The 14,913-nt window shown below is 37.0% G+C and carries 13 protein-coding genes; 5 read left to right on the plus strand and 8 right to left on the minus strand.

Annotated features, from left to right (window positions below):
• Nucleotides 1-115: 115 nt before the first annotated feature.
• From HMPREF2801_RS05230 to HMPREF2801_RS05240, 3 genes are read left to right on the plus strand one after another with little or no spacing between them, the layout of a single operon-like run.
• Nucleotides 116-1,828, plus strand: a complete 1,713-nt coding sequence (locus HMPREF2801_RS05230) for an ABC transporter ATP-binding protein (protein WP_070611015.1) — start codon at nucleotides 116-118, stop codon at nucleotides 1,826-1,828.
• Complete coding sequence (locus tag HMPREF2801_RS05235) at nucleotides 1,815-3,557, plus strand: ABC transporter ATP-binding protein (RefSeq protein WP_070611017.1); 1,743 nt, start codon at nucleotides 1,815-1,817, stop codon at nucleotides 3,555-3,557. Before HMPREF2801_RS05230 ends, HMPREF2801_RS05235 begins: the two co-directional genes overlap by 14 nt.
• Nucleotides 3,558-3,566: 9 nt before the next feature.
• Complete coding sequence (locus HMPREF2801_RS05240) at nucleotides 3,567-4,739, plus strand: iron-containing alcohol dehydrogenase (protein WP_070611019.1); 1,173 nt, start codon at nucleotides 3,567-3,569, stop codon at nucleotides 4,737-4,739.
• Nucleotides 4,740-4,893: 154 nt separating this feature from the next.
• Here the strand turns inward: HMPREF2801_RS05240 and HMPREF2801_RS05245 are convergent, their stop codons facing one another.
• Nucleotides 4,894-5,247, minus strand: a complete 354-nt coding sequence (locus HMPREF2801_RS05245) for a desulfoferrodoxin family protein (protein ID WP_070611020.1) — start codon at nucleotides 5,245-5,247, stop codon at nucleotides 4,894-4,896.
• A gap of 129 nt (nucleotides 5,248-5,376) precedes the next feature.
• On the opposite strand from HMPREF2801_RS05245, the gene HMPREF2801_RS05250 reads away from it, so the two are divergent.
• Both HMPREF2801_RS05250 and HMPREF2801_RS05255 read left to right on the plus strand, forming a co-directional pair.
• Nucleotides 5,377-6,507: a THUMP domain-containing class I SAM-dependent RNA methyltransferase gene (locus tag HMPREF2801_RS05250; protein ID WP_070611021.1), complete on the plus strand. Its 1,131-nt coding sequence runs from the start codon at nucleotides 5,377-5,379 to the stop codon at nucleotides 6,505-6,507.
• Nucleotides 6,508-6,563: 56 nt separating this feature from the next.
• Nucleotides 6,564-7,673 carry a SpoIIE family protein phosphatase gene (locus HMPREF2801_RS05255; protein ID WP_070611023.1) on the plus strand — a complete coding sequence of 370 codons (1,110 nt, stop codon included), beginning with the start codon at nucleotides 6,564-6,566 and terminating at the stop codon, nucleotides 7,671-7,673.
• A gap of 25 nt (nucleotides 7,674-7,698) precedes the next feature.
• On the opposite strand, the gene HMPREF2801_RS05260 is transcribed toward HMPREF2801_RS05255, so the two are convergent.
• The 7 genes from HMPREF2801_RS05260 to HMPREF2801_RS05290 all read right to left on the minus strand — a co-directional run bounded on the left by HMPREF2801_RS05260 (nucleotide 7,699) and on the right by HMPREF2801_RS05290 (nucleotide 14,809).
• On the minus strand, nucleotides 7,699-9,348 hold the full coding sequence (locus HMPREF2801_RS05260) for a putative ABC transporter permease subunit (RefSeq protein ID WP_070611025.1): 1,650 nt from the start codon (nucleotides 9,346-9,348) through the stop codon (nucleotides 7,699-7,701).
• Nucleotides 9,349-9,352: 4 nt separating this feature from the next.
• A complete protein-coding gene (locus HMPREF2801_RS05265) occupies nucleotides 9,353-10,069 on the minus strand; it encodes an ABC transporter ATP-binding protein (RefSeq protein ID WP_070611028.1) in 717 nt (238 codons plus the stop codon).
• Nucleotides 10,070-10,256: 187 nt separating this feature from the next.
• Nucleotides 10,257-10,964, minus strand: coding sequence for an ABC transporter ATP-binding protein (locus HMPREF2801_RS05270; RefSeq protein ID WP_070611030.1), 708 nt, complete (start codon nucleotides 10,962-10,964; stop codon nucleotides 10,257-10,259).
• On the minus strand, nucleotides 10,957-11,727 hold the full coding sequence (locus HMPREF2801_RS05275) for an ABC transporter ATP-binding protein (RefSeq protein WP_070611031.1): 771 nt from the start codon (nucleotides 11,725-11,727) through the stop codon (nucleotides 10,957-10,959). The genes HMPREF2801_RS05270 and HMPREF2801_RS05275 overlap by 8 nt, the downstream gene beginning before the upstream one ends.
• A complete protein-coding gene (locus HMPREF2801_RS05280; protein ID WP_070611033.1) occupies nucleotides 11,727-12,707 on the minus strand; it encodes a branched-chain amino acid ABC transporter permease in 981 nt (326 codons plus the stop codon). Before HMPREF2801_RS05280 ends, HMPREF2801_RS05275 begins: the two co-directional genes overlap by 1 nt.
• Nucleotides 12,707-13,594, minus strand: coding sequence for a branched-chain amino acid ABC transporter permease (locus HMPREF2801_RS05285; protein ID WP_070611034.1), 888 nt, complete (start codon nucleotides 13,592-13,594; stop codon nucleotides 12,707-12,709). The genes HMPREF2801_RS05280 and HMPREF2801_RS05285 overlap by 1 nt, the downstream gene beginning before the upstream one ends.
• A gap of 57 nt (nucleotides 13,595-13,651) precedes the next feature.
• Nucleotides 13,652-14,809 carry an ABC transporter substrate-binding protein gene (locus tag HMPREF2801_RS05290; protein ID WP_246829980.1) on the minus strand — a complete coding sequence of 386 codons (1,158 nt, stop codon included), beginning with the start codon at nucleotides 14,807-14,809 and terminating at the stop codon, nucleotides 13,652-13,654.
• Nucleotides 14,810-14,913: the final 104 nt, after the last annotated feature.

Consider the following 14,913-nt stretch of genomic DNA (forward strand, 5'->3'; position numbering starts at 1 on the left):
AAGGGCGAGGAAACTCGCTCTTATTTTTTTAAAATTTTTTGAGAAAAACTATAAGACTTCTCCTGTAATTTTCTTTTAAAAAGTCTATATGCTAAAATGAATTTACGGAGGTTTTATGAGCATATATAAAGGACTTAATAAATATAAAATTAGAATAATTGTTGTCATACTTCTTACCTTTGGCAATGCTCTAGGCGAACTTTTTTTGCCGCGACTTATGAGTCTTGTCATTGATAGGGGGGTGGCTTATGGTGATACAGCTTATGTGCTAAAAATTGGAGCCCTCATGATAGTCGTCGTGATTTTAACTGTCATGTGCAGGGCATCTGCTGCCTACCACTCTTCAAAGACCACTATGGCTTTTTCAAGAGACCTGAGGTACAAGCTCTTTAAGAAAATTAATTATCTCAGCTTTGACGATGTTGAGCACTTTTCTATTTCATCACTTATCACAAGGACTACGGACGATGTAAACCAAGTGGAGCAAATGGTTTTAATGGGACTTAGACCGCTAATTAGAGGTCCACTCATGTTTATCGGCGGACTCATTATGGCTCTTTCCACAAATGTAAAGCTGTCTCTTGTCTTTCCCCTTACCATTCCCTTTATTGGTCTTGGAATTTTTTATGTCTTCAAAAGGGGTCTGCCCTACTTTCCGATTTTGCAGAGAAGGCTTGATAAGTTAAATGAACTTTTTAGAAGAAGATTAACAGGTCTTCGCGTCATAAGAGCTTTTTCCAAGGATGACTACGAGGAAGAAATTTTTGACCAGGCAAACAAATCTTATCAAGAGATGGCAAGTCTTGTGAATAAACTTCTTGTCAATGTGAGACCCATGCTTGGCACCATTTTAAATTTTGGAATAATTTTTGTCCTCTACTATGGGGCAAAGTTAGTAGATATTAGAGAAATGGGCATTGGCGAACTTATGGCCTTCATTCAGTACATCACCCAGGTTCTCATTGCCATGATAATGATGAGTTTTCTTTTAAGCCTTTTGCCAAGAGTTTTTGCATCTATGGAGAGAATTAATGAGGTTCTTGAGTATGAGGCGACAAAAACTGGTGGCGAAAAAATTTTATCAGAGGAAATTTTTGACATTGAGGCAAGGGACTTGTCCTTTTCCTATCCCGATGCCAGTTTAAAAGTCTTAAAGGACATAAATTTTCATGTGAAAAAGGGCGAGACCCTTGGCATAATTGGCGGGACTGGCTCTGGCAAGTCAACTCTTTTAAGACTTCTATTGCAATTTTATGAGCCAGGTGAGGGCCAACTTTTCATTAACGGCATAGACATTAAGAGTCTAAAAAACTTTGAGCTTAGAGAGGAAATTTCCTATGTACCACAAGAAAATTTCTTCTTCTCAAAAACTGTTGCTGAAAATTTATCCTACGCAAGGGAAGATGCTGAAGAAGAAATAATGCTGGAAGCAATAAAAAATGCTGATGCTATAGAATTTTTGGGTCAAGATCCACTTAATAAGGAAATAGCAAGAGGAGGCAAGAACCTTTCTGGAGGACAGAGACAGAGACTTGCCATAGCAAGGGCTCTCACTAGAGATGCGTCACTTTACCTCTTTGATGATTCTTTTTCAGCCCTAGATTATAAGACGGATTATGAGCTTAGGCAGATTTTAAAGGAAAAACTTCAGGACAAAATTGTTATTGTTGTGGCACAAAGAGTGGCAACGATTTTAAATGCTGACAAGATTTTAGTTTTGGAAGACGGTCAGGTAGCAGGCTATGGTAATCATGAAAGTCTCATGAAGACAAATGAAATTTATAGGGAAATTGCAGTGAGTCAGGGGCAAGCTTATGAAGAAGAATAACACAATTTTAAGGATAATTTCCTACTTAAAAAATTATAAGGGCCCTTTATTTCTTGCAATCTTCTTGACTATTGGCTCATCTATTTTTGAAATAATTTCGCCAAAGTTAATGGGAAATATTACCACGAGGATCTTTGAAAACTTAAAGATGAAGACAAGTATAGATTTTGACTACGTTATAAAAATTTGCCTGATAATGGCTATCGTCTATATTTTTCAAGCTGTCTTTGAATTTTTTAGGGGCAGAATTTTAGTTGATGTGACTCAAGACTTAATTGCAAGCTTTAGAAGAGAAATCTCCGAAAAGGTCAAGTACATTCCAACTTCTTACTTCGACAAGAATAAGACTGGAGACCTTTTATCTAGGATGACTAACGATGTGGAGACTCTGGGAAAGAATTTGCAGCAGACAATTTCTTCAATCCTATCTTCTATTGTTTTAATAGTGGGCATACTCTTTGTCATGATAAAAATTTCTCCAACTTTGACTTTAGTCTTTCTCTTTACCCTACCCATGACCTATTTTTCTACGAAATTTATTTCAAGTAAGTCTCAGGGATATTTTAGGAGGAAGTCAAAGGGACTGGGCTCTATGGTTGGCTTCGTCGAAGAAAACTTTTCTGGTTCTGAACTCATTAAGGCCTTTAACTATGAAGAAAGGGCAGAGAGGGAGTTTTTGGACATCAACGACAATCTCTATGAGGTTTCCTATCGTGCCTCCTTTATGACGGGCATCATGCTTCCAATTATGACTTTTATTTCAAACCTTGGCTATGTAATGCTTTCCATTGTAGGCGGACTTTTAGTGGTGTCTGGAAAATTATTTGTGGGAGACATTCAAGCAGTCATTCAATATGTGAGAAGGCTCTCCAACCCAATTGAGCAGTTGGCAGAGATGGCATCAATTTTTCAAGCTTCAATTGCTGCTGCCGAAAGAGTTTTTGAATTTTTGGACCAAGAGCCTGAAGTTGAACTTGTAAAAGATGAAATAAAAAGACCAGTGGAAGATATTGAATTTAGGCATGTATATTTTTCCTACGATAAAAAGAATCCTGTCATCAATGACTTAAATTTAGAAGTCGAGAAAAATAAAACTGTTGCCATAGTTGGGTCAACGGGGGCAGGCAAGACTACTATTGTAAATCTCCTTATGAGGTTTTATGATATTGATAGGGGATCTATTAAGATAAATGATAAAGACATAAGAGATGTGTCGAGAAAAAACTTGCGCTCATTTTTTGGCATGGTTCTCCAAGATTCATGGCTCTTTAGGGGTACAATTTATGAAAATATTTTGTATGGACGAGAAGATGCCACAAGAGAAGAAGTGATTGAGGCTGCAAAAAAGGCCTACTGCCACTCCTTTATAGAGAAACTGCCAAGGGGTTACGACACCATGTTAAATGAAGAGGCGTCAAATATTTCTCAGGGGCAAAGGCAGCTTTTGACAATAGCAAGAGCCCTCTTGTCTGACCCGGAAATTTTAATTTTAGATGAGGCGACTTCTTCTGTGGATACAAGGACAGAGGCCCTAATACAAAAGGCCATGAAAAATCTCCTTCACGAGAGGACAAATTTTGTAATCGCCCACAGACTTTCTACTATTGTAAATTCTGATGTGATTTTAGTTTTGGACAAGGGCGACATTGTTGAAAAGGGAAATCACAGGGAACTTCTTGCAAGAAAGGGAGTCTATGCAGAGCTATATAATTCACAATTTAAGGACTAGGAGGTCAATATGAAAGATTTTATTTTTGATGTTAGTACGAGAATTCTTTTTGGAAGGGACCAAATGAAAAATTTGGCTTCTGAAATAAAAAAATATGGAAGTAGAGTTTTACTTTCCTATGGCGGAGGCTCCATTAAGAGAAGTGGACTTTACGACGAGATAATAAAAATACTTGAAGAAAATAATATTTTTTACAAGGAACTTTCTGGCATTGAACCAAACCCAAGAGTTGAGTCAGCAAGAGAGGGCGTAAAAATTATTAGAGAAAATGATTTGGACTTCATCTTAGCAGTGGGCGGTGGCTCTGTAATTGACCTTTCAAAACTCGTTGCAGGAGCAGTTTATCTTGACTGCGACCCATGGGACATTGTAATTAGAAAGGCAAAGATTGAAAGGGCACTTCCTCTTGGAACAGTTTTAACTCTTTCAGCAACGGGCTCTGAAATGGACAGGGGTGGAGTTATTACAAATCCTGAAACTACACAAAAACTTGGCTTCACATCAGCCTACACTCTTCCAAAATTTTCTATTTTAAATCCTGAGCTAACTTACACAGTTAATGCCAAGCACACAGCAGCAGGTATAGCAGACATAATGAGTCACACTATGGAAAATTATTTCACTTTAGGCGATGGAGCTTACATGCAAAATAGATTGGCTGAAGGAATTTTAAAGACTTGCATCCACTACGGACCCCTTGCCATGAAAGAGCCAGAAAATTATGAGGCAAGGGCAAATATTATGTGGGCATCATCTTGGGCAATCAACGGACTACTTTCTACGGGCAAGGCAACAGGATGGTCGGTTCACGCTATGGAGCACGAACTTTCTGCCTACTATGACATAACTCATGGCATTGGTCTTGCAATTTTGACTCCGAGGTTTTTAAATCATATTTTAAATGATGACACAGTGGACATGATTAGGGACTTTGGCATTAATGTCTTTGGCATAAAGGCAAGTGAGGACAAGTTTAATGACGCCAAAAAAGCCATTGCTCAGCTTCACATCTTCTTTGAAGATGACATGAATATACCAATGACTCTTGGGGAAGTTGGCATTGACGACAAAAAGCTTGAAGCCATGGCAGAGGCTGCAGCAAGAAACGCTGGTGGCTCAATAAAGGGCGTTGTTGAACTTAAAAAGGAAGACGTCTTAGAAATTTATAAGGCTTCTTTATAATTTAAAAAATTTTTGAACGAAAATAAAAATTTTGAAACGAAAATAAAAATTTGAAGAGAAAAAAATTTTGAAATAAAAATAAAATATGAAAGCACAAAAAAAAAGACGGGGACAAAAATCCTCGTCTTTTTAAAATTTTATTCTTATTTTATTCTTAAGCTTCTACTGAATTTTCCCAAAGTCCGTGGATATTGCAATAGCTTAGTGCATAAACTTCTCCACCCTTGTCAGTCTTAACAGCTGCTTCTACGCAAGGTACTGTAAATACTTCGCCTTCGCCGTGAGCGCTAAATTCATAAGAACCAACTTCAATTGGGAATTTTTCTCCTTCAGGTTTGAAGAAAACTTTAATCCATGCAATGTGGTGTTCTAAAGTGTTTGGATGTTCGATTTCTTCTCCAACAAGAGCCTTAATCTTTAGAAGACCTTCAGCCTTTTCAACGTGAATTACAGGAACGTGTTTTTCAGATTTAAAATCAGCAGTTTGTACTGTTTCAGTTAATTTCATTTTTATTACCCCCAAAAAAATATATTTTTACTACATAAAAGTTATTACCCCATTTAAATTAATTAACTCATTAATTTTAAAATAAGGAAAAAAACTTTTATATTTAGTATAATTAATTAGAGGTGCAAAATGGATAAAATAAAATTAATCGCCACTACAAATATGGGCCTTGAAGCAGTGACAAAGAGAGAGCTCCTTGACCTTGGCTACGAAGATTTAAAAGTAAGTGACGGAAAAATTGAAATAGATTGTGATTTTAAGGACATTGCCATCCTAAATTTAAAGCTAAGGACGGCAGAGAGACTTTTACTCTTAGTTGACTCCTTTAAGGCAGAGACCTTTGAAGAACTTTTCGACAAGGTTTTTGAAATTCGCTGGTGGGACTATCTTGGCGAGGAAGATAATTTCATCATCCAAGGAAGAAGCAAGAAGTCAAAATTATTTTCTATTTCCGACTGCCAAAGAATTACTGAAAAGGCAATAATCGAAAAACTTAAGATGAAGTATAAAATTTCCTGGTTCGAAAAATCTGGTCCAAGAGTAAAAATTGAAGTTTCACTTTTAAATGACCTAGCAGAAATTACCATTGACACATCAGGCGAGGGACTTCACAAGAGAGGTTATAGGGAGGTAAACTACAAGGCTCCACTTTCAGAAACTATTGCGGCAAGTCTTGTTAAGCTAACTTTTTGGAACAAGGACAGAATTTTAGCAGACCCCTTCTGCGGCTCAGGCACAATTCCCATTGAAGCAGCCATGATGGAAAAAAATATTGCGCCAGGACTTATGAGAAAATTTGATTTTGAAAATTTTAAATTTTTTGACCCAGAAATTTTTAAGGAAGAAAAGAAAAAGGCCTACTCTGAAATAAAATATGATGAGAAACTGGAAATTCTTGCATCAGATGTGTCCTATAAGGCAATAGATATTGCCAAGTCAAATGCAGAGATCCTTGGACTAGAGGAAGACATCTCCTTCTTCCAAAAGGACATAAGAGACCTGGACCTACCTGATGACTATGGCGTCATCATAACAAACCCACCCTATGGGGAGAGAATTGGCAAGGAAGATGTTGACCAGCTAAATAAAGAGTTGGGCGAGCTTGCAAAAAGCTTAAAGACTTGGTCCTTTTATGTAATTACTGCCAATGAAAACTTTGAGAAAAATTTTGGCAAAAAAGCTGACAGAAATAGAAAATTATACAACGGCAGACTTAAGACCTACTACTACCAATATTATGGTCCAAAGCCAAAAAGATAATTGTTATGTGAATCTTAATTTGCTATACTGTAAACAATAAATAAAGGTGGTGAAACATGGAAAAATATTTAGCTGAAGAGAGAATAAGTGATAAAATAGACGACAAAATTGATTTTCAAGTTCTAAATGCCATTGCAGACTTAGTTCGCGTTCTGGACTACAACGAAAAAGTTGTCTTTGTCAACAAGGCAATGGAAGACCTCTTAGGTTATGACAGGGACAAAAAAGTTTGCATCTTGGGGGAAGATCTTTTTGATCCAGAGATAACTAGGCGGGCACTTTTAAGCGGCGAAGTTATCCAAAGAGAAGAAAATATTGGCAGCATGGTTTTTTCCGTAAAGTGTTCACCAATTATAAATAAAAAGGGAGAAATCCTTGGCGTAGTTGAAGTTTTTAGAAATGTGACTATGGCACGAAAGCTGCAAAAGGAAATTATCGAGAAAAATAGGTTCATGACCAGTGAAACTATGGCAGCCTCACTTATCCAACAGACAGTCTTGCCAGAGAGGGGCTTTATAAAAAACTTGAAGGTAAATTATATTTACAGACCTTCTACAATACTTAGCGGCGATATGTTTGATGTCTTTGAGATTGACGATGACCACATAGCTATTTACATAGCCGACTCTGTTGGTCACGGTTTTGCTGCCTCCATGGTTACCATGTTTATTAAGACTGTTGTGAGGACTCTCAATAAGGATACTCTTCTTTCTCCTAAGAAAACTTTGGCACAGCTTTGTACAAGGTTTACTAGCCTAAGGCTTGAAATAGAAAATTATTTCACTTGCTTTTATGGAGTTTACAACACAAAAAAGAAGAAATTTGTTTTTTCCAATGCAGGCCACTTGCCTCTGCCAATAATGGTTAGGGACAGAGAATTTATGAATTTAGAATCAAAGGGCTATCCAATTTCAAGATTTTTTGCCAGACCTGATTATGAAGAGAAGGAAGTAAAGCTTTATTCAGGCGACTACATTTTGTTTATGACAGATGGAGTTGTGGAGGCAAGAAATTCAAAAAAGGAATCCTTTGGCTACGAGAGAGTCCACAATATTATCTTAGAAAATAATAAGGATGTCTTAGAAATTTTAGATAACGAGTTAGAGGAATTTAATGACGGAGAACAGACAGACGATATCTCAATGCTTCTTATTAATGTTTGGTAAATAAAAAAGCTCACCACTTGTGAGCTTAAGAATTATATTCAGGCAATTTTTCTTTTAAAGAAATTTTTGCCTGTTTTTTTATTGCAAAGGAAAGTGCCATTGCCACAGCGACGTAGCCTATAATAATAAATTTAACAAAACTTACTGACCCAAAAGCCATATAGATCCTAAAAATTATAAAGGCGGAAAGTGCCATAACGGCCATGCTGAGTATGCTAAATAAAAATACTGGAAAGTTTCTCTTAACTGCATCTTGGGGGTTTTCCCAATCAAGCTTTGGATATTTTATGCCGTAATAAATTCCAAAGGAAGATGAGGCATAAGACCCAAGGCAGGACCCTATTAGCATAGCCAAAATATATAGGCCATCAAAACTTACCAAGTATGCCAAAAATATTATTATTGGAAAAGTTGAGACAAATTGAAATAAACTTGACCCCAAAATTCTTCCCTTAATCTGATCTTCATAGGAGATTGGAAGAGTCTGCATGAGGAAAATATTTTTGCCTTCGCGAGTTATGCTTGTGATAGACAGTGGTGTCATAAAGGCTGCGTAGAAAAAGAGTCCTACTAATAAGGCAAAGAAGACATCAATTTTTCCAAAACCGAAAGACTCTGTATTGGCAAAAAATTCTTGAATGTATTTTATACTTTCGCCCTTTAAAAATCCAAAAATCATGAGGATTGGAAACATAAAGGCTCCACTTGCCAAGTTAAAAAAGTAAACTGGCGTCTTTATTACATTTGTCATATCTTTTTTTGCAAGAGAAATTGCAATAGATGTGTTTTTATTTTCTCTCTTTCTCTTTGCCTTTGAGCCTGAAGCCTTTGCCCTTAAAACTCCAGCTATCATTAGCCTTGCAAGGGGAAAGCTTAGGGCAAATAAAATTAGAGCCATAAGAAGAAGTATGGCAAGGCTAATAAAAAAGCCTGGGATATTATTCATCACATAAATTTTATCCACTAGATAAACTTGTGGAAAGAGGTGCTTGATAAAGTTAATTATGTTTTTTTCTACCACTTCCTTTGAAAGATTTGACCTAGCGATAAGCTGTGGTGCCAAGGTCGTCCCAATTCCAAAAATAAAACCAAGACCCTGAAGTAGATTTTTTAGTCCACCTATGCCTGCAAAGGCCCTCATAAATAAAATCAGGATAATTGACAAAATCAAAACTGTAAAAATAATATTTGATAAATTCAAAAATATTATTGAGAAAAATTTTATAAGCTTTAAACTCCCGTATTTAACCAGTGGAAAAATTAGGGGAATAAAAATTACAAGGCTAGCAAGGAAGGCTATGGCCACAGACCCAAAAATTTTTGAGAGATAAATATTATTTTGCCTAAGGGGAAGGGGAAGTAGGAGTTCCACATCCCTAGAGTAATAAATTTTTGAAATAATTCCTGGGCTGGTAAAGGCTATGGTGGCAAGAGAGACAAAGCCAAAGAAGACCATTAGGACCAGGCTTTCCTTTCCAAGCTTTGCCATAGGAATTATGAAGCCAAGAATTAAGAAAAAATATAAAAAGGCAAGGTAGAAAAATAAAATTACAAGGCCTAAAACTGTTAGAACCCTAAAGTCACCGCCATTTTTTGATGGCTTTTTTAGGGGAGCTATAAGACTTAAGTATAAATCTTTTTTTAAAAGTGTCTTTAATTCTAAAAATCTATTCATAAAATCACTCCGTAAGCTCTAAAAAGATTTTTTCAAGACTTCCCCTGTCCTTGGCAGCGGTCTTGATGTCCTCAAGGCTTCCCTCGGCAATTAATTTTCCCTTGTTAATAATTGCAATTTCGTCGCACATTTTTTCTGCAACTTCCATGACATGAGTGGAAAAGAAAACTGTGCCGCCGCCATCAGCCACTTCTCTCATAATATTTTTTAGCCTAAAGGAACTTTTTGCGTCAAGACCAACCATGGGCTCATCTAAAATTAAAAGCCTTGGCTCGTGAATTAGGGCGCCTATTAAAACTATTTTTTGCTTCATGCCATGAGATAGGGCAGAAATTGTTGCATCTAAATTTTCTGTCATCTCAAAAATTTCCGCGTATTTTTTTATATTTTCATTTCTCTTTTCTAAGCTCATGGAGAAGACATCTGCCATAAAGTTTAGATACTGCCTAGCAGTCATGGTCTCGTAGATGTCGGGATTGTCAGGCACATAGGCAAATTTTTTCTTTGATCCAATGGGGTCCTCTAGGGTGTCAATGCCGTCGATTTCAATTTTGCCACTGTCTTGCCTGAGCATGCCCACAATCATTTTTATAGTCGTAGTTTTGCCTGCGCCATTGGGTCCCAAGAAGCCATAGACTACTCCATTAGGCACATCTAAAGTTAGGTCATTTACAGCAATTTTTGTGGCAAAAGTTTTTCTCAAGTTTTCTATTTTTATCATGTTGCCTCCAGTTATGAAAATTTTTATAAAATTCATATCTAAAATCTTTTAAACTCTTTAAATTTAAAATTATCTTATAATAAAAAATTTTACCTGTCAATTCTATTTTGAAAAGAATCTAAATAGAAAGGCAAAAAATTTTACAAAAAATCTTTGCAAAATAAAAGACCCCGAAGGGTCTAATAAATTATGCGCCGAGATAGGCTGCCTTAACACTTGGATCACTTAAAAGTTCCTTGGCAGATCCGCTCTTTACAATTTTGCCAGTTTCAAGGACATAGGCTCTGTCAGAAATTTTGAGAGCAAGATTTGCATTTTGTTCTACTAAGAGGACTGTTACACCAATCTCCTTGAAATTTTTTATTACATCAAAAATCTTTTCAACAAAGAGGGGAGATAGACCCATGGAAGGCTCGTCCAACAAAATTAATTTTGGCCTAGTCATCATGGCGCGACCCATGGCAAGCATTTGTTGCTCGCCACCAGAAAGGGTGCCAGCTCTTTGATTTTTTCTCTCTTCAAGAATTGGAAATCTTTCGTAGATGACCTTTAAAATTTCCTCGTCGCTTTCCCTTGGATCTTTCACAGCAAAGGCGCCAAGCTTTAAATTGTCAAGGACGGATAAGTCTGTGAAGACTCTTCTGCCTTCAGGCACTTGTGCAATTCCCATCCTAGTAATTTCATGTGCCTTAGCCTTACTTATATCCTTATCTAAAAATCTAAGAACGCCACTTTTTTTGGGGATAAGCCCTGATATACTTTGAAGGGTGGAAGTTTTGCCGGCGCCATTGGCACCTATTAAGCAAACTATTTCGCCTTCATTTACTTCGAAGCTTACGCCCTTTAGTGCGTGTATATTTCCATAAAATACATTTAAATCTGTTACTTTAAGCATTGCTACCTCCAAGATAAGCTTCTATAACTCTAGGGTCATTTATAACATCGTGAGGAAGACCTTCAGTTAGCATCCTTCCATAATTTAAAACAGCAATCCTTTCGCAAATGCCAAGGACAAGTTTCATGTCGTGCTCAATTAGTAAAATTGTAATTTTAAATTTGTCACGAATAAGTCTTATTGTTTCCATAAGCTCTTCTGTCTCCTGAGGATTCATGCCAGCAGCAGGTTCGTCTAGGAGAAGAAGTTTTGGATTAGTTGCCATGGCACGGGCGATTTCCAATTTTCTTTGGTCGCCATAGGACAAGGTGTTGGCAGAGAAATTTTTAAACCTATCTAAGTTAAAAATTTTCAAAAACTCCATGGCACGAGTGATGCCCTCATATTCTTCCTTCCAGAATTTTTTTGTCCTAAACATTCCGTCAATTAGTCCATACTTTATTTCATCATTTTGGGCAACACGAACATTGTCAAGGACAGACATATAGCCAAAGAGCCTGATGTTTTGGAAGGTTCTCGATATACCCTTTTCCACAAGCTTGTGAGGTTGAAGACCATTTATTCTCTCGCCCTTTAGGAGGATTTCACCTTCAGTGGGAGAATAAACTCCTGTGACCATATTAAAGACTGTAGTCTTGCCGGCGCCATTGGGACCAATTAGTCCAAAGAGTTCGCCTTCCTTTATTTCTAAATTAAAATCGTCAACGGCTTTAAGGCCGCCAAAATTTATTCCAACATTATTTAATTTCAAAACAGAAGTCATCAGTCTTCACTCCCTTCATAGTGTTTGTCTATCTTTAACAACTTGTAAACAAGTCCAGTAAGAGTAAATTCTTTTCTTCCAAGTAGGCCATTAGGTCTAAATATCATGACAATAATTAGGGCAAGAGAATAGAAAATCATTCTGTACTCTGCAAATTGACGAAGAAATTCTGGAATTATAGTTAAAACTATGGCAGAAAAAACTGCGCCAGTAAAAGAACCCATACCACCAAGGACAACCATTACCAAGATGTCAAAACTTCTATTGTAGTCAAAAACTTTTGCGCCAATTACGCCAATGTTGTGAGCATACATGGCACCGGCAATACCTGCGAAGAAGGCAGATAGGGCAAAGGCATAGGTCTTAAAATAAGTTATATTTATGCCAGAAGATTCAGCTGCAATTTCGTCGTCACGAATAGATAAAATTGCACGACCGTGCTTTGATGTCATGGTGCTAAACATTAGGGCAACAGAAATTATTGTAATTACATAAATAACTAAGAAGTTTTGCATAACTGGAATGCCAGATAGACCCTGTGCCCCACCAGTAAAGTTAAAGTATTCAATTAAAACTCTAATAATTTCACCAAAGGCGAGGGTTACAATGGCAAGGTAGTCGCCCTTTAATCTAAGGGCAGGGATGCCAATTAAAATTCCAATTATAGATGCAAAAATTCCACCTAAAAGCATGCCCACAAGGTAGCCGCCAAGGCCTGGTATGATGCCAGCCTTTGTAAATAGGGCAGCAGTATAGGCACCTATTGACATAAAGCCTGCGTGACCTAAAGTTATCTGTCCAAGGTTTCCCACAGTGATGTTAAGAGAAACGGCAAGGACAATATTTATTAAAACAAGTCTTAAAACACTCATGGCATACCTATTTAAGACGCCAAGGTAGTTTAGACCAATAACTATAAAATAAAATAGTGCAAGAAGTATTACACTTAAAACCATTATTCCTTTTTTCTCTCTAGTCATTATACTTTCTCCTTTTGATTCTTGCCAAGTAAGCCCGTAGGTTTAACAAGTAACACTACAATTAAAAGACCAAAGACAATTGCATCAGCAAGTTTTGAAGAAACATAGGCCTTAATAAGAGCTTCCACAATGCCAATGATGATGCCACCAATAACTGCTCCAGGTATAAGACCAATGCCACCAATAACTGCGGCAGTAAAGGCTTTTATACCAAGCATAGATCCCATTAAAGGATAAACTTGTGGGTAGGCAGAGATGTATAAAACAGAAGCCACACCAGCAAGGGCAGAGCCAATGGCAAAAGTAAGGGAAAGGACTGTGTCCACATTTATGCCTACAAGACTTGCAGCCCCATAATCTTCACTTGTGGCAATCATAGCCTTGCCATATTTTGTATTTTTCATAAATAGTTGCAAAATAATAGTTAAGATGGCTGTGATAATAATTGTTACATAAGTAGATGGAGAAATATTTATCTCGCCAATATTAATGACACCAGATTTAAAAATTGGTGGAACAGATTTTGCACCTGCACCAAAAATTTTCATAAAAGAATTTTGTAATAGTAAACTCACACCAATGGCTGTGATTAAATTTGTAATTCTTGGACTATTTCTAAGTGGTTTGTAGGCAAGCCTCTCGATTAAAACGCCAACTACCATGCAGATAAGCATGGAAGGTATTATTGCAAGATAAAAGGGAAGGCCGGCACCAAGAAGAAGACCAGAGATGGCATAGATGGCAGTGTAAGAACCAATCATGATAATTTCACCGTGAGCAAAATTTATAAGTTGGGCAATGCCATAAACCATGGTGTAGCCAAGGGCAACAAGGGCATATATAGAACCTAAACTAAGTCCATTTAATAGTTGATTTATAAAACTCATAGAACCTCCTTAAAAAGATTAATAAAAAAGACAAGCCTAAGCTTGCCTTTGCTTTTATTATTCAGCTGAAACTAAACTGTTAAAAGTATATGAGCCGTCTTTAATTTCTATAATAGTTGCAGATTTTACAGGGTTGTTGTTTTCACCAAACTTCAAATCTCCAGTAACACCACTAACTTCTACAGCCTTTAGGGCATTTACAATTTCAGCAAAGTCTAGAGAAGCTGACTTTTCAAGAGCCTCTTTGTAAATATAAACTGTGTCGTAGCCAAGAGCAGAGAAGGCAGAAGGATCTTCATTGTATTTTTCCTTATAAGCCTTTACAAAGCCTTGTACCTTTTCGCTAGTGTCGTGAACTGAATAGTGATTAGTGAAGTAAACACCATTTAATAGGTCTTTTGAACCTTCGTCTATAACAGCAAGCACTCCGTCCCAGCCATCAGGACCAATAATTTTTGACTCCATGCCAAGTTCTCTTGCTTGCTTAATAATTGAAACATCTTTTTCGTAGTATTCAGGAACTAAAATTACATCAGGTTTTTCCTTGTCAATATTTGTAAGTTGAACCTTGAAGTCCACATCAGTATCGCCGTAACCTTCATCAGCTACAACTTCAAGTCCCTTAGCCTTTGCTTGTTCAATGAAGGCATCGGAAACGCCGTTAGAGTAGTCGTTTGAAGTGTTTCTTAGGATTGCCACTGTCTTTGCCTTCAAGTTGTCAGAAGCAAAGTTTGCTAAAATTTTTCCTTGAAGAGGATCAGTAAAGCAAGTTCTAAATACATTGTCCTTGTTTTCTGTGATAGGAGCGCTAGTTCCCGTTGGAGTTATAATAGGAATTCCATCTTGAGAAGAGTTTTCCGCAACTGCAAGGGAAGGCTTGGAAGTAATAGCGCCGATGATGACATTATTACCAGATTCAACTAACTTGTTGTAAACAGTAACTGCTTCAGTTGGATCGCCCTTGTCGTCTTCAGAGAGGTATTCAATTTGCTTTCCACCGATTCCGCCAGAGGCATTAATTTCATCCACTGCCAGCTTAATTCCATTATCTGTAGAATTACCATAGACAGCAGCAGCGCCAGTCTTTGGAATAATTCCTCCAATTTTAATTACATCTCCATTGTCGGGAGCGGCAGAAGTTTTCCCGCCTCCATTTCCACAAGCTGTAAGTAATGCAGCAAGGGTAAGAACGCCTAACATTTTTTTAACCATCATCTTTCTAACCTACCTTCTTTAAAGTTTTACCTCAAATAATCCTGTGATTTATATATAATCAAGTGTCTTATTGAGATATTTTTTTTATTATAACAATTTACACA

It is taken from the genome of Peptoniphilus sp. HMSC062D09 (genome assembly GCF_001811425.1).
Lineage (GTDB): Bacteria > Bacillota > Clostridia > Tissierellales > Peptoniphilaceae > Peptoniphilus_A.